This window comes from Rothia sp. HSID18069, assembly GCF_003989155.1.
Classification (GTDB): domain Bacteria; phylum Actinomycetota; class Actinomycetes; order Actinomycetales; family Micrococcaceae; genus Rothia; species Rothia aeria.
In genome coordinates this window covers 14,334-33,895 of record NZ_RBMG01000005.1, presented here as the reverse complement: position 1 = coordinate 33,895, position 19,562 = coordinate 14,334, and the positions used below count along the sequence as shown (strand labels likewise).

Annotated in this window: 14 protein-coding genes and 1 tRNA gene; 9 read left to right on the top strand and 6 right to left on the bottom strand. The window is 55.7% G+C overall.

What is annotated here, in order from left to right; translation table 11 throughout:
* Nucleotides 1–111: 111 nt before the first annotated feature.
* Nucleotides 112–1,566 carry an RNA-binding domain-containing protein gene (locus tag D8M41_RS10400; RefSeq protein ID WP_232617513.1) on the top strand — a complete coding sequence of 485 codons (1,455 nt, stop codon included), beginning with the start codon at nt 112–114 and terminating at the stop codon, nt 1,564–1,566.
* A gap of 120 nt (nt 1,567–1,686) precedes the next feature.
* Here D8M41_RS10400 and D8M41_RS10395 read toward each other — a convergent pair whose 3' ends face one another.
* The gene (locus tag D8M41_RS10395; RefSeq protein ID WP_006886979.1) at nt 1,687–2,316 is read right to left on the bottom strand and encodes a superoxide dismutase; all 630 of its coding nucleotides are present in this window, start codon (nt 2,314–2,316) and stop codon (nt 1,687–1,689) included.
* A gap of 2,161 nt (nt 2,317–4,477) precedes the next feature.
* On the opposite strand from D8M41_RS10395, the gene D8M41_RS10390 reads away from it, so the two are divergent.
* The 3 genes from D8M41_RS10390 to nhaA all read left to right on the top strand — a co-directional run bounded on the left by D8M41_RS10390 (nt 4,478) and on the right by nhaA (nt 7,324).
* Nucleotides 4,478–4,996 (top strand): MarR family winged helix-turn-helix transcriptional regulator, encoded by a 519-nt coding sequence (locus D8M41_RS10390; protein ID WP_006886974.1) that lies wholly within the window; start codon nt 4,478–4,480, stop codon nt 4,994–4,996.
* Nucleotides 4,997–5,206: 210 nt separating this feature from the next.
* Nucleotides 5,207–5,731, top strand: a complete 525-nt coding sequence (locus D8M41_RS10385; RefSeq protein WP_126854879.1) for a ferritin — start codon at nt 5,207–5,209, stop codon at nt 5,729–5,731.
* Between the two features lie 243 nt (nt 5,732–5,974).
* Entirely contained in the window at nt 5,975–7,324 is a 1,350-nt protein-coding gene (gene nhaA, locus D8M41_RS10380) for a Na+/H+ antiporter NhaA (protein WP_006886989.1), read from the top strand.
* A gap of 101 nt (nt 7,325–7,425) precedes the next feature.
* On the opposite strand, the gene D8M41_RS10375 is transcribed toward nhaA, so the two are convergent.
* Nucleotides 7,426–8,571, bottom strand: a complete 1,146-nt coding sequence (locus D8M41_RS10375) for an alpha/beta hydrolase (protein WP_126926976.1) — start codon at nt 8,569–8,571, stop codon at nt 7,426–7,428.
* 199 nt (nt 8,572–8,770) lie between these two features.
* Entirely contained in the window at nt 8,771–9,892 is a 1,122-nt protein-coding gene (locus D8M41_RS10370; protein ID WP_126926975.1) for an alpha/beta hydrolase, read from the bottom strand.
* A gap of 266 nt (nt 9,893–10,158) precedes the next feature.
* Here D8M41_RS10370 and lysX point away from each other — a divergent pair, with 266 nt between their 5' ends.
* Complete coding sequence (gene lysX / locus D8M41_RS10365; RefSeq protein ID WP_126926974.1) at nt 10,159–13,485, top strand: bifunctional lysylphosphatidylglycerol synthetase/lysine--tRNA ligase LysX; 3,327 nt, start codon at nt 10,159–10,161, stop codon at nt 13,483–13,485.
* A gap of 256 nt (nt 13,486–13,741) precedes the next feature.
* On the top strand, nt 13,742–15,304 hold the full coding sequence (locus D8M41_RS10360) for an alanine/glycine:cation symporter family protein (RefSeq protein ID WP_257604835.1): 1,563 nt from the start codon (nt 13,742–13,744) through the stop codon (nt 15,302–15,304).
* A gap of 338 nt (nt 15,305–15,642) precedes the next feature.
* On the opposite strand, the gene D8M41_RS10355 is transcribed toward D8M41_RS10360, so the two are convergent.
* Complete coding sequence (locus D8M41_RS10355; protein WP_023133946.1) at nt 15,643–16,203, bottom strand: DUF4865 family protein; 561 nt, start codon at nt 16,201–16,203, stop codon at nt 15,643–15,645.
* A 46-nt stretch (nt 16,204–16,249) separates the two neighbouring features.
* Nucleotides 16,250–16,846, bottom strand: coding sequence for a TetR/AcrR family transcriptional regulator (locus tag D8M41_RS10350; protein ID WP_037234056.1), 597 nt, complete (start codon nt 16,844–16,846; stop codon nt 16,250–16,252).
* Nucleotides 16,847–17,338: 492 nt separating this feature from the next.
* Between D8M41_RS10350 and D8M41_RS10345 the strand changes: the two genes are divergently transcribed.
* Nucleotides 17,339–17,602: a PLD nuclease N-terminal domain-containing protein gene (locus D8M41_RS10345; protein WP_052186560.1), complete on the top strand. Its 264-nt coding sequence runs from the start codon at nt 17,339–17,341 to the stop codon at nt 17,600–17,602.
* Nucleotides 17,603–17,749: 147 nt separating this feature from the next.
* Here D8M41_RS10345 and D8M41_RS10340 read toward each other — a convergent pair.
* A tRNA-Leu gene (locus tag D8M41_RS10340) sits at nt 17,750–17,836 on the bottom strand.
* Nucleotides 17,837–18,212: 376 nt separating this feature from the next.
* Between D8M41_RS10340 and D8M41_RS10335 the strand changes: the two genes are divergently transcribed.
* Together D8M41_RS10335 and D8M41_RS10330 are read left to right on the top strand one after the other, a co-directional pair.
* Nucleotides 18,213–19,076 carry an FhaA domain-containing protein gene (locus D8M41_RS10335; RefSeq protein ID WP_006886997.1) on the top strand — a complete coding sequence of 288 codons (864 nt, stop codon included), beginning with the start codon at nt 18,213–18,215 and terminating at the stop codon, nt 19,074–19,076.
* Complete coding sequence (locus tag D8M41_RS10330; RefSeq protein ID WP_126926973.1) at nt 19,076–19,561, top strand: FHA domain-containing protein FhaB/FipA; 486 nt, start codon at nt 19,076–19,078, stop codon at nt 19,559–19,561. Before D8M41_RS10335 ends, D8M41_RS10330 begins: the two co-directional genes overlap by 1 nt.
* The last annotated feature ends 1 nt before the right edge of the window (nt 19,562 follow it).

Here is a 19,562-nt window from a genome sequence, read left to right as displayed (position 1 = left end):
GAAAGTTACATTTTGTCACCCAAAATCACCAGATTTGTAACTTTCAACCCAGTCAGACGTCCACATTGTCACTCTCAGAGTTACAATATTTACATGTATACGCCTGAAGAAGTGACACAGACTCTGAATGAGCTACGCCTCCTTGGTCGGGATAGCCTGACCGTTGAGGTGAAGTCGGCGCATAACGGTTACCCGTCTTCTATTGCTGAAACTATCTGCAGTTTCGCCAATCTTCCTGACGGTGGCATCATCATATGCGGCGTGGACGAATCCCAAGATTTTGCACCCGTGGGCGTTTACGATCTTGAAGATTTACGAGCAAAAATTATTGACGCCGCGCAGAATCTCAAACCAAAAATCGCGGTAGAAACCACCGATATGGTTCTGGGCGATCATCAGGTGCTCATCGTATCTGTTCCAGGGTTACCGGTACAGGAACGCCCCTGCTTTAAAGGTAATGTGGCGTATCAACGCCTCGGAGACGGTGACTACCCGATGGATAGTTACGCGCTAAGCCTTATGTATGCCCAACGCCATAAACCACAGAATGACCTACGAAATATTCCTGGCACGTCCATCAAAGATTTAGATGAGCCATACACCGAGGACTTTCTGCGTCAGGTTCGCCTCTCCTCAGCACGTTTGCGGCATGACTCTGACCAGGAAATTCTGCACAAACGCAATGTTCTCACCGCCGCGCAGAACGATTTAACCTTGGCCGGATTATGTGCTCTGGGGGATTATCCGCAGCAGTTTTATTCTGGGGCAAGTATTATCGGCGTAGTGTCTATGAGCGGTACAGCCCGTAATGATGACCGTTTTCGGGGCGAAGGCCCTATTCCTGCCATGCTTGAAGACGCACTTGCCTGGCTTGTGCGTAATCTCAAAAACCGCACCGTAACAACCCCTGATGGGGCGGGTCTGGTGGATGAACCCGAAATTCCTCTGGTGGCTCTGCGCGAATTCGTGGCGAATGCCCTTGTGCACCGCAGTTATGAGCGGGATGCTTCGGGAAAGTTCGTGCAGATTTTTATTAAGCGTGGCCGTGTTGAGATCATCAGCCCCGGTGGTTTTTGGGGTATTTTACCTAGTCAGGTTGGTCTTGTGCACCGCCCTGCGGCTGTGAATGAGGCACTGTACGCTATCTGTCAGAATATTCGTCTCAGCGACGGTCGTCGGCTCATTGAGGGAGAAGGCGGCGGTATTTTGGCGGCACAGCAGGCCTTACGCAATGCTGGTTTGCGCGAGGCGCGCATCCTTGATGAAGGCATTCAGGTACGCGTTATCATTTACCGCTCCACGGACGATGCACAGTCCACACGGGATCAACGGGCGGCACAGTCTTCCCAGCATGTTGACGTACCGCAGGAACTATCCGCCACAGAATCACAGGTGTATTCTGTCTTAGCGCAGAAGCCCGCTACGGTCGCCGATCTCGTAGAAGATACCCAGTTAACCGCACGGCAGGTTCGGTATGCACTGCCCAAATTGGTCAAACGAGGTATAGCAGAACAGCGAGCACACTCAGGGCATCGCGGTTCTGTATACCATCTCATCACCGTGTAGCCACTAACCCATGAGTTCTATAGCGCAAAGCGGGTGCCCGGCGCCTCTTCTAACGAAGGCACCGGACACCCGCCCGTATACGATACGCCCTGAGTGCGAGCGCACGTTAATCCTTGAGGACTACTCGGGAAGCACCAGACCCTTGGTCTGCGACACTGCGCGTGCGAAGCGCTCAGCGACATCTGCCCAGTTCACGATGTTCCAGAATGCCTTCACGTAGTCGCCCTTCACGTTCTGGTAGTCCAGGTAGAAGGCGTGCTCCCACATATCGAGCTGCAGAACGGGAATCAGTGCCACCGAGATGTTGCCCTGCTGGTCGTACAGCTGCTCAATGATGAGGCGCTTGCCCACGGTGTCCCAGGCGAGAATTGCCCAGCCGGAGCCCTGAATGGTGAGGGCAACGTTGGTGAAGTGCTCACGGAACTTGTCGAAGGAACCGAAGAACTCGTCGATAGCCGCTGCGAGCTCGCCGGTGGGCTTGTCGCCGCCCTCGGGGGAAAGGTTCTTCCAGAAGATGGAGTGGTTGGTGTGACCACCCAGGTTGAAGGCGAGATCCTTGGACAGCTTGGATACGTTGCCGTAGGAGCCGTTTGCGCGTGCTTCCTCAAGCTGCTCTAGGGCTGCGTTTGCGCCTGCAACATAGGCTGCGTGGTGCTTATCGTGGTGCAGCTCCATGATCTTTGCGGAGATGTGGGGTTCGAGCGCCGCGTAGTCGTAGGGGAGCTCGGGAAGAGTGTACTTTTCAGCCATAGTGTATGCCCTTTCATTCAGAAGATGGCGTCGTTACAAGGGTACCAGCGTTTGCCTGCGAGTTCAGTGGGTTCTGGGCATTGTGCGGGGATGCTGTGCATAGGGTGGAGAAAGTTTTCCACAGGGGTGGATAAACCCGTGGATTTTATTTCAAATTCATCACGATTTCGGGATATTTGCCGGATTTTTGCGGGGTTCAGACCCGCAAATAACAGGTATGTAAGTTATCCACGCTGTGGATAAAGTCTGTGGATACTCGCTGCGGAGGGTGCGAAGGGGCCGTTTTATAGCATCTCAACGCTTAATATGCGGGCAGTATATTACGGCCAGCAGGAAGAACTTTTGGCCGGTTTCGTCTTTCTGCTGCGAGTTTTCTTCAGGGGGCGGGGCAAACGGTGGGAGGTAATACATGCGGTGAATATTATGCACGGCGCAGAGGGTGGACGGTGGATATTGTGCACAGACTTTTCCACAGGTGTGTATAACGGGCGCGTTGTGGAGGGGGTGCGCCACCTGAACCCGCCTGTATATTTTGGATGGTGAGATGAGCCGCGTCCATCTGATGGAAATCCCCCGGTATTTCAAGGGTCTTTATGCCATCTCGTTATCACACCGCACGTTATTAAGATCCTATGAATAACACACCTGTAAGTTTTCCACGTTGTGGATAACACCTGTGGATACGCTAGTGGCGGAGTGACATAACCGCATGTTGTTGGCGCGTCTCCGGCGGCAATATTAAACACACACCCCCGCAAATGTCCCGGTATACCCCACACGCCAGAAGGCGCCCCAGGCTCAGGAAACCTGCTGGTTGGTGTACACCCCGATATACCCCACGCACCAGAAGGCGCCTCTCCCCCACTACGCTGCTTTTGACACTTTCTGCTTCTGGATTCGCCCACGCGTGCACGTATTTTTGCATCCCCAAACCAAGCATCCCCGAATCCTTCACATTCACCCCATACACATTGTCATTTTCTGAACAGTTAAAGACTTTTTAGATGTGGCGACCTTTATCTCATCGCTACGCGGCCGATCACTCTCAGTACCTCACGCGGGTGGTCGCTGCCCGGGTGCGACAAGAAAATATGGGACTTTTCCGCGTGTTTGCAGGGATGCACCGAGCGGAGAAGAGATTTAGATGCTGTATTACTGATAGTTCATAGAATGATGGATGTTGCAGCCTGGTTCGGGCCACCCAACAGCCTCTATGGCCTGTATTTGCAGGGATTGGCAGGGTAATTCCTGCATTGCCTAGTGGGTGTACCCACAAGTTTGCTCCGCGGTTAGAAGTGATAACGCCTGACAGGGCACGCAGGGGTACCAATAGGAAATCTCTAGAGGTTGTTCAGAGTGAGTGGTTGAGAGTGCCTCAGAAGGGGCTGGTTAAAAAGATACGGCGCGGAATGCAGCCCAACCACGAACTGCATCCGCACCGCACATCCGTCAGTAGAAATGCGGGTTACCCGCACACTGACGACAATCACCGATAAATAGAGAGTCGAACCCATTCGGTTTGAGCTTCCGGTCTCGCCCCGCGGGCTTCTTTCGACCCCGTTACGTATACCAGTGTACACGGTCTTGGGCCGGTTGCAAACCCAAAATGGTACTTTTTCAGAAAAATTTGTAATCGTTTTGTTATCTTCCCCTGAAGTAGGGTTGAAAAAAGCGTACCAATTTTTTTATACCCCATTTTACCTTGATATTACGCGGCTTTTCCTCAGCTTGAGGATAGCACTCCTAGACAACACGCTCTCGACTAGGGGCGAAAAATCACCCCTCAAGCGTTGTTTTAAGTGACCTAAGTCCCAAAAAATCCGTATTTTTGACCTTCGTCACTCTAAAACCTTCAAGTACAGCTCAGCTTCTTAAGTACCAATTTTTTATCGATTCGGGAAGTAAACACCCAAAAATACTCGCTCCCTATTTTTCAGCGGTGAATAATAAGGAAACGTTTACTATAAGCTGGAACCTATTACATATCTGCGCGCACACTTTAGGTAAACCAAAACTTGTGAATGCGCCGCATTTACTGGTGCCGTTACCGGAATATGAGAGATGATACATATACAATGGGGAATTAATACAACCTTATATCTCGATTACTACTACGACAACATACAGCTCACTAAGACGACGGACCCGGAAGGAGCATCCTGTGTCTGACTCACCGCACGCCGAAGAACCCCGGTGGCTTACTCCCGAAGAACGGGAGGCGTGGCTATTTATAAGCTCTATTATTTTTAACCTCACTCGCAGGCTAGAAAATCAATTACAGCGTGAAGCCGACCTAAGCTATGTTGAATACATGGTGCTTGCCATGCTCTCCGAGTCACCCGAGCTCAGCCTAACCATGACAGAGTTGGCACTGACCACAAACACTCTTCCTGCGCGTCTGTCTCGTGTGGTGGCGCGCCTTGAGAAAGATTCCCTCGTTGAACGCTCCATTAGCCGCGAAGACCGTCGTGTAAGCATCTGCCATCTGCTCCCGGCAGGGCTTGAAAGGATTCAGCAGGTGGCTCCCGGCCATGTGGCTGAAGTTCGCCGACAAATCTTTGACCATCTCAATGAACAGCAGGTGTACGACCTCGCCAATATTGGCACCAGCGTACTGGGAGACACTCCTTCGAAGCTTATATCAATCGATAGTCTTCGCCGCGGCTCGTACCCAGAGTAGGCCCGTATTACGCCGTACTGGCAGCCCCCGCAGCTCGCGCACCCTCAACATAGGTTGTGCTCGGTTAGTACACGCCGCAGGAGGGCCTAATTCTCGGTCGAGATTAGCCTGTTCTGTGTATACACACACCGAACCGGCGCATATTATGGACTGGTCAGGTTGAGTTACGCCCACTTTTTGGGCCCATAAACCACACCCCAGGAGAGTATGATGACCAAGTCTTTCTATGAACTGCTGACCGAGCAGGTCGGCCATGAGTTTGCCGCATCCCACCAGTACCTTGCAATGGCTATTTGGCTTGATGGCGAGGATCTGCCGCAGCTGGCCCGTTACTTCTACCGACAGTCGCTGGAGGAACGCGACCACGCCCTGATGATGGTTCAGTACCAGCTCGACCGCGGTCACAAGGTTCAGATCCCGGCGATTCCGGCAGTACAGAACGATTTTGCAGATGTTCAGGAAATCGTTGATATGTCGCTGGCGCAGGAGAAGGAAGTCACCACCCAGATTGAGGCAATTTTCGCTGCCGCCCGCGCCGAAACCTACCCGCTGGGCGAGCAGTTCATGCTGTGGTTCTTGAAGGAACAGGTTGAAGAGGTCGCCTCCATGGAGACCCTGGTAACCATTGTTAAGCGCGCAAACGGCAACCTGTTTGACATTGAGAACTACGTTGCCCGTGAACTGGATGAAAACCACGGTGAGGACGATTCAGCCCCCGCAGTTGCTGGCTCCTAAAAACATATAGCGCATATTTTCGCATTCCCCATCGCCTTTATACCGGCGGTGGGGAATATTTCTTAAGAGTGAGTTTCTGCATTTTATGCTTTATTTTTGTGGGTTTATATCACCATATACAGGGAAATATTCAAAGCTGTCTATTTGTTTATAAAAATTCATATACTGGAATAAAATAAGTTTTTGCTGTGGAAAGACGTTACACTGGTATAAGGAACGCCGCACAAAACCCCTGAGGAGAACATGATTCAGAAGAGTGACGTACAACCCGACAATACGGCTTTCGGGCGAGGTTCTTACCGCGAATCGGTGCGTATTGCCGATATTCTACGCACAGAATCGGTGGGCGGCTCCATCCTTCTCATAGCGACCGTCCTCGCCATTATTTTTGCCAACACCCCCTTAGCAGCCGCATACTTCGGGGTGCGGGATGCACAAATCGGCCCGGAAATCCCCGGATTCCACCACCTTCACATGAGTGTTGGCACTTGGGCGGCCGACGGGTTACTGGTTGTCTTCTTCTTCCTCACCGGCCTTGAGCTCAAAAAAGAATTCGTCATTGGCGATCTCAAATCCCCTGGCACCGCGATCATCCCCATTGCTGCGGCGTGCGGCGGCGTCATCACCCCCGCCATCCTCTACTTCATTGTCAACCACGCCAGCGAAACAGCGGTGCACGGCTGGGCTATCCCCACCGCCACCGACATTGCGTTCGCGGTGGCCGTACTCGCGGGTGTGGGCACCCACCTGCCCTCGGCGATGCGCATCTTCCTGCTCACCCTCGCAGTGGTCGACGACCTGATCGCCATCTGCATTATCGCCATCTTCTACACCAATAACTTCCACGGCGAATACCTGCTGGCGGCGATTATTCCCATCGGGCTTTTCGCGCTCATCGCCTATAAGGGCGAGAAAATGTTCCATCTCAAACCCGCCGCAGCCTGGATTATTCTGCTGCCACTGGGGTTCATCACCTGGGCGCTCTTCCTCGAATCAGGTATTCACGCCACCATCTCGGGCGTGGTGCTGGGCTTCTGCGTACCCGTGAAATTCAATAAACGCACCGAAGCCGCTGGTGCCGACTCCGGCCTCGCGGAGGTCTTCGAACACCGGTTCCGGCCCATTTCCACCAGTATCTGTGTGCCCGTTTTCGCCTTTTTCAGCGCGGGTGTAGCCCTGGGCGGTTTCGACGGGCTGGGCCGGGCCCTCTCCGACCCGGTAGCAATCGGCATTATCTTCGCGCTCGTGGTCGGTAAGACCCTGGGTATCACAGGCACCACCTGGCTGGTCACCCGGTTCAAACACGCCAACCTCGACCCGGACGTGAAATGGATCGACGTCATTGGTCTGGCGGTCACCGGCGGTATCGGTTTCACCGTCTCGCTGCTGGTGGCTGAGCTGTCGTTCCCGCACGGCTCCCCGCACACCGAAGACGCCAAAATCGCTATTCTCTTCGGCTCCATTACCGCCGCCATCCTGGGTGCGATCATCCTCTCACGCCGCAATAAGCACTACAAGGCAGTCGCAGAAAAAGAAGAACTGGACGAAAACCACGACGGTATTCCCGACGTCTTCGAAGGAAAAGGCGACTAGCCGCCCACACAGTGCAGCCCCTGTACCAGGTGCCGCCTACCGTACACACGGTAGGCGGCACCTAGCGTTTCATAAGGGGCACCCGGCAGGGTCTGAAGCCGCTAACGCATTCCACCGGGTTTAAACCACTGATATTTTCCCAACCAGGCCAGGGCACGCCAATCATTCGGGTGCCACACATCAAACCTGTGCCCACCAGCCGGTATGGTCACCACGCTGAGCATACTGGGCTGACTAATACCGCGCGTCGCATCCGCAAGCTCAGCGGTAACCGTTGTATCGTCGGCGGCGGTAAAGTACCACAGCCTCACGGCAGGTCGTTTCTCACGCAGGATGCGTGCCAGATCGTATTCGCTATCGTCCTCGCTGCGCCACTGCTGCCCCGGCTCATACCGAGGCTTAAAATACCCGGCGAACGAGACTCCCGCCCCCACCAGATCGGGGTGACGCACCGGCAGCATTAATGCGCAATAGCCACCCGCGCTATACCCCCAGGTGGCCCACCCGTCGGCGGTAGTAGGCACCCGCAGGTTCCTCTTCATAAACGGGATAAGTGAATCAGTCAGAAAACTCTCCGTGTGCGGGGTGGGGCTGGTATTGGGATCCCCATCCACACATTCGGTGTCTACCCCCGCATAGAACACATCTGGGACAACGAGGATCGTCTCTCCCACAGTGCCATTAGCGACCGCACGATCAAGGGCCGGAACAAAATTCTCGTACACATCCGGCATGCCCGGGTACCCTGGGAACGCCAACACCACCGGGTACACGCGCTCCGGCGAATCCAGGTAACTAGCAGGAAGCCACACCAGCGTGCGGATACTCCGCCCGGCACTATCGGGAATATACAGCTGCAGCGGACCGTTGCCCCCGCTGGCGCGGCGCTCCTCAAAGGCCGCCCGCAGCGCCGGATTAGTGTACGCATCCTTCTGTTCACCGCTGAGCTCGATCGTGGGCGCATTCGAAGGGTTACCGGGGAAAAACCCGTACGTGCTCGTTGAGGCAGAGGCGTGCGGATCCGCGAAAATACTCTCAAGCGTGGGGTACCAGCGGTTTTGCAGGTTCAGGTAAGCGCCCACCGTCAGCAGGGTCAAGAGGGCAGCTAAAAACATCCCCACAGCCTGCACCGCATATTTACGCGCACCGGGGCCGCGCATGCGCGGCAGCACCCCAATCACAACGCCGTAACAGAACACCGTGAACACGCCAAACAGAAGCACCGTACCCCAGTTTGAGATATTCACCGGCTGCCTCCCCTACGCGTACTACCCTGGCGGTCAGTACCGTTGCATGTACTTTCCTGTGCCTAATCATACGCAGATTTTTTAACGTTCACTTCACCTTTGCCCCATACACACCGTACGGTTGAGGCATTAAGGCAAAGCTGCGCGGGGGCGGGCACGTGTTGTACTCACGTGGGCGTGTTGAGGTGAAAGCGCGTATCTAGGGTTTAAACGGCGCCAGGTAGGTGCCCGCCCACTGGAGGGCGGCAGGTTCGCGGCTGAACCACACATCATACCTGTGCCCACCCGCCGGGACGGTGGCAAGCTGCACACTGGTGGGGGCCTGAACGGCTTGCGTGAATGCGGGCACCTCGTCCCGAATACTCAGGTCGTCTTCGGCAGTAAAAAACCAGATTTTTACCGGAGGCTTTTTCTCCCGCAGCAGGCGCAGCAAGTCATATTCGGTGTCTTCTGCGGGGCGCCACTGCTGACCCTCAAGGTACTGCGGGGCAAAATAGCCGGCGAATGAGACGGCAGCACCAATAAGATCCGGGTGCCTGATGGCGAGCATCGGCCCGCAGAAACCACCGGAGCTATACCCCCAGGCGAGCCACCCGTCAGCCTCAGTACTGACTCTCAGGGTGGTTTTAAGCAGCGGGATGAGGGACTCAACAATGGTGCTTTCCACCTGCGGCCCCTTGGGGTTGGTGCTGTCCACACACTCGGTGTCGATACCGTTATAGAAAATATCTGGGGCAACAAGAATGACATCACCAATGGGACGGGAAGCACCAGGTTTAAGTTTGGCGGCAAACTGCTCAAACCCTAAAGGCCAGCCGGGGTACCCCGAAAGCCCAAGAATAACCGGGTAGGTGCGTTCCGGGTGGGAGGCGTACCCCTCGGGGAGCCAAATGAAAGTTTTCATATCCGGTGTGCCGCCCCGCCCGGGTACCGTGATTTCCAGGGGTTTGCCCGGCTCGGCGTGAGCCAGTGCCTCCTTCACGGATTCAGCGCCTCGCGCATTTTCTTGCTCCGGGGTGTGCTCAGAGACCTGCTGTGAGACGGGGGTCAGGGGCGCGCCGTAGTGGCTGTCTGTAATGGGAGCATTGGGGTCGGCAAAGATACTTTCCAGGGTGGGGTACCACTTGTTTTGAAGGTTCAGGTACGAGGCAACACTGGTGAGGGTCAGCAGGCAGGTGAGGGTAAGACTCACCGCTTGCAGAACATATTTGCGCACCCCGTTGGAGCGCATGAGCCTGGGCAGAATAAATATCATCCACCCGTAGCACAGGATGGTAGGCACGAGCAGCAGGATCACTACTCGCCATTTCACGATAATCATGGTGTTTTCCTTAGGAAGACTTCTCTGTCTAAAAGCTTTAAGTGTGTTTGAGCGTTTTTAATATTTAAGCTTAATTTTATATAAAGTATAAATATTTACATAAGGTATACGATGTATTTCTGTATATATATTTAGCTCTATTATATCTATAAGTCATTTTCGTTTTCTCAGCACGATCACAAGCAAATTACCCGTAACTTTTAAGGTGCACACGCCCAAAAGATTTATAGAGTTATAGGTAGGCAGTACAGCCCGAAGGGGGATTCATGACAGGCCAGAAACGAAGCCGCGACGCGGCGGATACAGCCTCACGATACGCCGAGGTGTCAGCCCGGTGGCTCATTGGCGCCTACTCTTTCCTGACCGTCATCACAGTGTTCTCTTGGATTATCTCGCCCCTGCGCAGCGGGCGCGGCTTCCGCTGGTGGGAGCTGGGGGTGAGCCTCCTCAATATCCCCGCCACCCACTCACTGGCCAGTGCCGTCACAATGCTCGTCATCACCTGGGGTCTGATTGCCCGCAAACGTCTGGGGCTGTACCTGGCGATTTTCTTTCAGGCAGCGGGTATTGTGCTGGGTATTGACAGCACCCTGATGGTGTTCTTCCCCGACCCGATCATGGGACCCAAACAGTACCTCATCTCGTGGGTAGACACGATTTCGGTGGTTATTGGGCTAATCGCCATCCCCTTCCTGTGGTCTATTCGTAAAGCGTTCCCAGCCCGTATTGGGCGTATCTCGTGGGCCGTGGCGGCCCTTGTGTTTGTGGGCGGTTTCACCGCGACCACACTCATCACCTGGTACTTTGGGCGGCACCTTCCCGGAGTCACCCCACAAAACCTGGTACTGCACGGTCTGGGGATTGACATTGTCCCCGAACTTAAAGGGCCTCATGCTGCGGCAGTCGTGGGCACTATCGCCTCGGTGTTCTACGGGATTTTCTCGGCGATCGCTGTGTACCTCATCCTGCGCGGGTACCGTATGCCAAACACTTGGACAGCTGAACACGAGGTGCGGCTGCGTGAGCTGCTTCAAGAGTACGGAGGAAACGATTCCCTCTCATACTTCGCCACCCGCCGCGATAAGCAGACCGTGTTCTCCCCAGATCATCGGGCCGCCATCACATACCGCATGGTGGGCTCGGTGTGCCTGGCATCCAGCGACCCGGTGGGGGATCCGGCCTCCTGGGGCGCAGCAATCCGGGCGTGGATGCGCGCCGCCCGCACCTACGGGTGGGTTCCGGCCGCTATTAGCGTGAGCGAGGCGGGTGCGCGTGCCTTCGCCAAAGAAGGACTGAGCATTACCCGCATGGGCGACGAAGCGGTACTCACCACCGACAGGTTCAGTCTGAATAATACGTCGCTGACGCAGGTGCGGCAGGCCTGCCAGCGAGTGCGGAAAGCGGGGTACAGCCTGCGCATTCGCCGCCACCGTGACCTCAATGACCAAGAATTGAAGCAGATGCAGCAGTACGCCGACCAGTGGCGGCACGGCAGGGTGGAACGCGGTTTCTCAATGGCTCTAAACCGCCTGGGTGACCCCGCCGACGGCCGGTGCCTGCTGGTGTCGGCGCACGCTGCCGACGGGCAGATGGTGGGTTTACTCTCGTTCGTGCCGTGGGGCCGCACAGGGGTTTCCCTGGATGTAATGCGCCGCTCCCCTGAGGCCCCCAACGGGACTATCGAGTTCATGGTGGCCGGGCTGATGGAGCGGGCTGGTGAGTACGGCATCACCCGTGTCTCCCTGAATTTTGCGATGTTCCGTCACGTGTACGATAACGCCGAGCGGTTTGGGGCCAGCCCGTGGGAGAGGCTCGCCTCCCGTTCACTGGGGTACCTGGACAGGTTCTGGCAGCTGGAACGCCTGTACCGGTTTAACCTGAAGTTCGCCCCGGAGTGGGTGGGACGGTATATGGCTTTTGAGCCGACGCTGGCGTTCATTAATACGGTGGTTGCGGCGGGTGTGGCCGAGGGGTTCCTGCCGGATATTTCGATTTCGGCGCGGAGGCAGCGATCCCAGGTGCTGTTATTGGGAGAGGCTGATTGTGAGCGGGTGCGGGAGATTGAACGCCGGTCTCTGGCAGACACCCCGCGAGTGCAGACACGCCGCAGTGAGCAGACTCGGCACCGCATCCGGCACGCTGAGCTATTACGCAGCGCAGGTATGGAGCCGTATCCGTTGGGTGTTCGGTGTGATTACTCGGTGGAAAAGCTCACCAATATATTACATTCAGGAAATATTTCGGTTGAGGAATTTACTCTGTCGGGTCGGGTGCGGTTTATTCGCAATCATGGCGGGGTCGTCTTCCTCACCCTCATAGAGAACGGCCGCACCCTCCAGGTGGTTATTGAACGCGCCGCTGTGGGTGCACAGGCGCTGCGGCTTCTCAGCCAGACCGTCGATACCGGCGATATCCTGCTCATCACCGGCAGCATGGGAACCTCACGTAACGGCACCGTCTCAGTGCTGGCCAGTAACTGGCGGATGGTCTCCAAGTGCCTGCATCCCATCCCGTTCGACTCATTCACCGACCCGGAGGCACGCCTGCGCCGCCGCTCCACCGATCTGCTGGTTAACCCTGAACAGGTGCAAAACCTGCGGATGCGCTCGGCTATTATTACGTCCATCCGGCGCACCCTGGATACGGAAGGTTTCACCGAGGTTGAGACCCCAATCCTGAACACGGTGCACGGTGGCGCCAGCGCCCGCCCCTTCAAAACGTTCATTAACGCCTACGGGGCGGATCTAACACTGCGTATCGCCCCGGAGCTATACCTCAAACGCTTGGTGGTGGGCGGCATGGGTGCCGTATATGAGCTGGGCCGTGACTTCCGCAACGAGGGTGCAGATAACACGCACAACCCCGAGTTCACAGTGCTTGAGGCATACCGGCCCTACGCCGACTACACCGATATGCGCCACCTAACGGAGCGGATCATTAAAAACACGGCGCAGGCGGTGTACGGTCAGTGCGTGCTGCCGTTGGGGGCAAAGGGCAGCACAGACCGTACGCTGGATGACGTTTCAGGTGCCTGGCCGGTGGTTTCGGTGTGTGAGGCGCTCTCAGCGGCGGTGGGCACCACCATCACCTTAGACACCGATTTTGAGACGCTCCTGGCCCTGGCTCGTGAGCATGAGATTCACGTACGGGACGATATGGGTGCAGGGGCGGTCATTGAGGAACTGTATGGTGAACTGGTGGAAGCAAAAACCGTGTTCCCCACGTTTTACACGGATTTCCCGGTGGAGACCTCCCCCTTAGCTGGTGCGCACCGCAGTGTTTTGGGACTGGTGGAGCGCTGGGATTTGGTGATTAACGGTATGGAGATGGGTACCGCCTACTCCGAATTAGCCGATGCGCTGGTGCAGCGTGAGCGTCTGGTAGCGCAGTCGCTGAAAGCGGCCGCTGGAGACCCCGAGGCCATGCAAGTGGATGAGGATTTCCTGTACGCCCTGGAGACGGGGCTGCCGCCTACCGGCGGGCTGGGGATCGGTATTGACCGGCTGGTAATGCTCATGGCGCAGACCCAGATTCGCGGGGTGCTTTCGTTCCCCTTCGTGAAACCGTTAAAGCACGATAAGCGCTACCAGTGAGCCTTCTCCCCCGCTTCTAATTACTGCTAAGCCGAGGGCGCTTTTGGCGGGGGTGGCACACGCTGCGGTGTGCGTTAATTATTCGTTACAAATTCCCTGAAACCACTTATTGAGCTTGCTCACACGGGTACTGTACCGCAACAATAGTTACCTGTAACTTCCGGAAAAATATCTTTTTCCGTATGCGGGTGCTTAAGCCCCGCCCCTCCCCCGCAGTGACGCCTCGTACCGGGGGATTACTGTGTCCAATAACCCGATGGGAGCGCCCGTGGAGGGATTCGTACATTTTATTCAAGACATCAACACCTATACCTCTGGCGCCACCAGCGTGGTTGACTCTATTCAGCAATGGGTATGGGAGAACTTCCTCTTCGTGGCGCTGATTGCCGCTGGTTTGTTCCTGACCATCCGCACCCGTGCGGTGCAGTGGCGTTCTCTGCCCGAGATGCTGCGCGTGCTCACCGACCCGTCCGGTCACGAAGCTGACGGCCGTAAGAGCATTTCCTCATTCCGTGCGTTCACGGTTTCGGCGGCATCCCGTGTGGGTACCGGCAATATTGCGGGCGTGGCGATCGCTATTGCGATGGGCGGTCCCGGCGCGGTGTTCTGGATGTGGATTATTGCGGCGGTGGGCGGCGCATCCGCTTTCGCCGAGTCGCTGCTGGGTCAGCTGTATAAGGAGCGCGGCAAGGACTCCTATATTGGTGGCCCCGCCTACTATATGCAGCGCGGGCTGAACGCACGCTGGCTGGGCCTGATTTTCGTGGGCTTTATTGTGCTCACCTATAGTTTTGTGTTCTGCGCGGTGCAGACCAACGCGATTGTTGAGGCGGGCGCGAACTCGTTCAATATCAGCATTGAAGGCACGGACGGTATGGGGTTCCGCATCCTGGTAGGCGTGATTATTACGGGCCTGACGGCGGCCATTATTTTCGGTGGTATTCGTGCGATCTCCTCGGTGACCGAGTTTCTGGTGCCATTCATGGCGGTGCTGTACCTGGTTCTGGGCCTTCTGGTGGTGGGGCTGAATATTGGAGAAATTCCGAACGTTCTGCTCATGATTTTCGAGGGCGCTTTTGGTCTGCGTGAGTTTGTGGTGGGCGGCACGATGGGTGCCGTTATTTGGGGTATGAAACGCGGCCTGCTCTCGAACGAGGCCGGTATGGGTACCGCCCCGAACGCGGGCGCAACCGCGACTATCTCGCACCCCGCCAAACAGGGCTATGTGCAGGCGCTGGGCGTGTATTTCGATACGATGCTGGTTTGCTCTGTGACCGCGTTTATTGTGCTTCTGTCGAATCCTGTCTATGGCGATAAGACCCGCGGGGCGGGCCTGACTCAGGATGCGTTGGCCGCCCAGTTGGGTGGTTGGGCCACGCACTTCTTAACCTTCGCTATTTTCCTTTTCGCGTTCTCCTCGGTTATTGGCAACTACTATTACGGCGAGTCAAATATCCGCTTTGTGACCGAAAAGCGTTGGGCACTGACGGTGTTCCGCCTGGTGGTGCTGGGGTTTGTGTTCTTTGGCGCGATCGCATCGCTGAGCCTGCTGTGGACGACGGCGGATATGCTGAACGCGGGCATGGTGATTGTGAACCTGGTGGCGGTGCTGTGGCTTTCGCCGAAGGTGGTTGCGGTTCTGAAGAACTATGAGACGCAGCGTAAGGCCGGGCTGGAGCCTATTTTCATGGCATCCGATATGCCCGAGATTAAAAACTTGGCTGCCTGGGACGGCACGGATGAGGTGACCACCCGCGAGTTCTGGGCTAAACGAGACTCGGATGCTGCCGCTAAGCGGGCACAAAAGACGGGTGTTTAATGTTCCGCTAGGTATGGTGCAGAACTGAGGCATCTAGGTATTGCTACAATCTGCCGCACGTTTCTAAAGAGGTGTTTTAAATAATCATCTCGCTCCAGAAACGTGCGGCAGCCACCTTTTATATGATGTTAATCGTTTATTTGGCTCTTATGGATGTGTATCGACAAACTTGGGTTACAGCTCCTCGCCCTCCCTTATTGGGGATTGGCGAGATTTTTATATCTACAGTGAAGACTTTAGAGCTATAGGTCATATTGTGTGTCTATCCTGGACCATTTCACCTTGCCGTGACAACGAACCATCCCGTCTAAGATACTCATCAAACACGGTTTTCCTGATCAGCGGGAGTCAATATCGGCGGTCGAGACGTGGAGGACCTCATAGGAGGTGGTTTTCGGTTGTGTGTGGTCGGAGTTGGCACTACTGAGCTCAACCTGGATGAGTTTCCAAGTTGTGACGTCGACTGCGGCCAGGCGGCAGAGCGTATTAGCGTTCTGTCCGTTAAGGAAGTCCGCAGTCAGGGGCTCTATGATTTCAGACGGTACGGCAAACTCGGGCAGGGTGACGGTTTGGATGTTAAGGCTATGTGCTTGGGTCAGAGGTGTAGTTCCTTTGATGAGTTTGTGGACTGTCCAATCTTGGATGGGGTGACGGCCGAAATCGCGCACAATTGATGAATACCCGGGCTCTCCCCAGCAGAAAGATCGCATTCCCTCCGCATCGTTCCAGACGTAAAACGGTGCGTAGCAGTTCTCCATGGCTCCTTTGGCTTTCTCCTGGATAAGGTACGCCTTGAACTCCAGTCCCGGATATCCATCCATCAAGTGCCCAGTGCGACGGACGCGGTCCCGGATGATCTCCATGTCGTAGTCCGCTGGAAGCTGGACACGGTACTGCATTGAATACATACGTCTTTCCCCATTTCTCCTTGAGCCATACGGTCACTCAATCAGAATGATCCGACACCTCGGTAATCAGAGGTTCTGTGGCCTTACGCAGGAGCGCAGCAGCCCCTTCAACCGCCGCATCAAAGGCATCCACATCTCGTGTGGCACGTGCTAGCACATAGCCTCCTTGCACTGTTGCTACCACCAGTGAAGCCAGATTGCGGGCATCAATATCTGCGGCAAACTCACCGTGGTCTCTGCCCCGCTCAAAGAGTACTGTAAGAGCTTCAATCAGCCACACAAACGTGCGTGTGACAGGCTCAATAAGTTCCGGGGTGTTCAAGACATCGGCATCGAATGTCATTCTTCCCATGCGGCACCCCTTCAGAACATCGCGCTGTCGACGCAGATAAGCTGTTGCTATTTCGCAAGCACTACCATCTGCCGCAAGCAGCTTTTCGGCATCGTGACGCATGGATAAGGCGCTGCGTTCTAGCGCCTCTACTGCCAGTTCCTGCTTATTGGTGAAGTGATGGTACATGCTGCCCTGACCAGCACCTGATCGGCGCATGATATCTTTTGGGCTGGTCGCTGAATACCCTTGTTCCCACAGGAGATCCTGGGTTGCCTCTACAAGCCGAGTCCTGCTGTCCATAACCACAACTGTACATACTAGTAGTTACAATTTTCAAGCTCAGCGTCTTCATGCTGAATTCCAGTCCACACATAGGTCTCAGCCAAACACCGTAAACCTTTTGACGGCAACCAGCAACGAAGCCCCCTAACAAGGCGTTGACGTCATGACTGCTTTGGCCTGTATACACCTTGCGGTATGGGAGGATATTGATGCTATATTCTGCCTCACGAGATAACGACATAAACCCTGCTCTAGAAGATGCACAGGCCAATAGTGACACCCATATATAAGCCCTTAGTTGGTACAAGCCAATGAACCGTACTACACACTGGGGCAGGTAAACAATCAAGTATGGAATACTCGTCTTGATGAGATATGCTACCGGCGTGCGCTTGACCTTAACTCATATTCCTAAGACCTACAAGGCATATAGTCACGTCTCAGGGTGAAGACGCCGAATACCATCACCCCTATATCATCCTTACATAACAATTATTTGGAGGGCCCCTCATGCCTAGCGGCGTGCTTGATGTACTGTGGACCGCGGTGTTTCTCGTGGGTATCGCGTTGGCGCTGTACTGTCTGCTCACGATTCACCGCAGCCCGTACTTTAGTGAGGTGCAGAAGCTCAAGTGGCTCCTGTTCACCTTGGCGCTACCGTTTCTTGGCCCTATCGCCTGGATTTTACGTTCACGCGCCGAGAAGCGGGAGGCTGCGCAGCGGCCCTCACCCGATACGCAGAATACTCAGCCGCCCAGCAATGACGCCCCATAGGATGCTAAACGCCGCAGGGCGCACACCACTGTTTGGCTTTGCTGGATGTTTATGCTGATGTTTGGCCCGCTGGGTGCTGCAGACACACAGGAAAGACGGGTATGACGGGTATAAAAAATCCCCGGTTCAACTGAACCGGGGATTAGTTGGTGCGCGAGGGGGGAGTTGAACCCCCACGCCCTCACGGGCACACGGACCTGAACCGTGCGCGTCTGCCTATTCCGCCACTCGCGCAAGTGTCTTACAACCTGTGGTTGCAGGCAACATATAGAACTATACGCACCCCTTGGCCCCCTGTCCAATCCAATTTTAGTAACTTTATTCACATCACATGACGGATTTTTACGCCCTATTATCGGGGTGTAACGGTATGGAACATCCACGCATGGTGCACCAGAATTCACCGTAGTGCCTCCTCAGCACCCGGTTTTACCGCGAAAATAACCCCGATTCTGCATTAATCACCGCCTATCGCATAGAATAGCGTTGGGTGTGTGTATCTAACGCACGCACAGCATATGCACAGTTAAAATCGCTAGACTGTACCTTTCGCGGGCCCGCGCGGGCTCACGGCAGTACAATCGGCACGGATCGTTAGGAGGAGGCGGCAATGAAGTTTATGGACAGGCTTGAGCGGCTAGAACAAGGCATTGGGCAGGCCGTTGGCTTCTCCAAAGGCTTCGGCACCTTCGAAAAAGCAGATATTGCAAACCGTATTCGCACGGTCATGGACGATGAATCCTACATCGATCCCAACGAGATGCTGATGGCCCCCAATATTTATGCGGTTAATTTCTCCCCCGCAGATTTTGACAGGATACGGGAGTGGGGCAACCCGTTTGCTATTGAGCTCTGCGACCTCGCCATTTCACACGCGCGAGCGCAGGGATACTCGCTCATTGGGGCGGTGCGCATCACCTTCCATTCCTTACCGGAGGTTCACCCCGGTGATTTCCAGGTGGTGCCCACGTTTGAGTACTTTTCCACCCCGCCCGCTCAGGGTGCTCTGCCGGTGCAGACACCGGTCAATGACGCCCCGCCAAGCCCGCATGGGGCGCCCTCCTACAGCCCGGTGCGCCCGCCGCGTGCACGGTCGCTGCCGACGCGCATCACTAAGCCGCAGGCCGCACCGGCGCAGCAGCCTCCGCAGGCTCCGCCCGCCCCTGCCCCGCAGCCGCTGGTACCGCATCTTGAGATTGACGGGCAGCCCATTGAGCTGACCTCGTTCCCGGTAGTTATTGGGCGCGGCAGTGTGGCTGATATCCGTGTGGATGGTAAGAGTATTTCCCGCCGCCACCTGCAGATTTCGCACCAGAGCGGGGCGTACATTGTGACCGATTTGGGCTCCACTAATGGCACGATGCTCAACGGCACCGCCCTGCGCACCCCCGCAACTTTGCACGACGGTTCTCTCCTGCGACTAGGCGATACGAGCATCTTCTTCCGTATGATGCCCGCCGGGGGTGCTCTCTAGTGGCCTCTGAGCTTACCGTCATTATCCTGCGCTTCGCGTTTTTGGCGCTGCTGTGGTTCTTCGTGTTTCTGGTGTTGGCCGCAGCACGCCGCGACTTGGGGCTGGGGAAGAATTTCCGCACAGTCTCGGTGGATGCGTTCGCCTCCCCTACCCTGCCGGCGGCTGAGCAGGCCCCTGTGGCTGCTCCCCCGGCGCGCCCGTCCCAGTTGGTGATCACTGAGGGCGCGCAGGCTGGTGCCATGATGCAGCTGGGGGATGAGCCCATCACGATTGGACGCGCAAACGATATTGAGGTTTCGCTTCAGGATGACTACGCCTCGGGACGCCACGCGCGCCTGTTCCCGCAGGGCTCCCGTTGGTTCCTTGAAGACCTTGGCTCAACGAACGGCACCTATGTGGACGGCCAGCGCCTTAGCCGCGCCACCGTCATTGAGCCGGGCACCGAATTTAGGGTGGGTGGCACCACCATGCAGTTGAGGGGGTAGT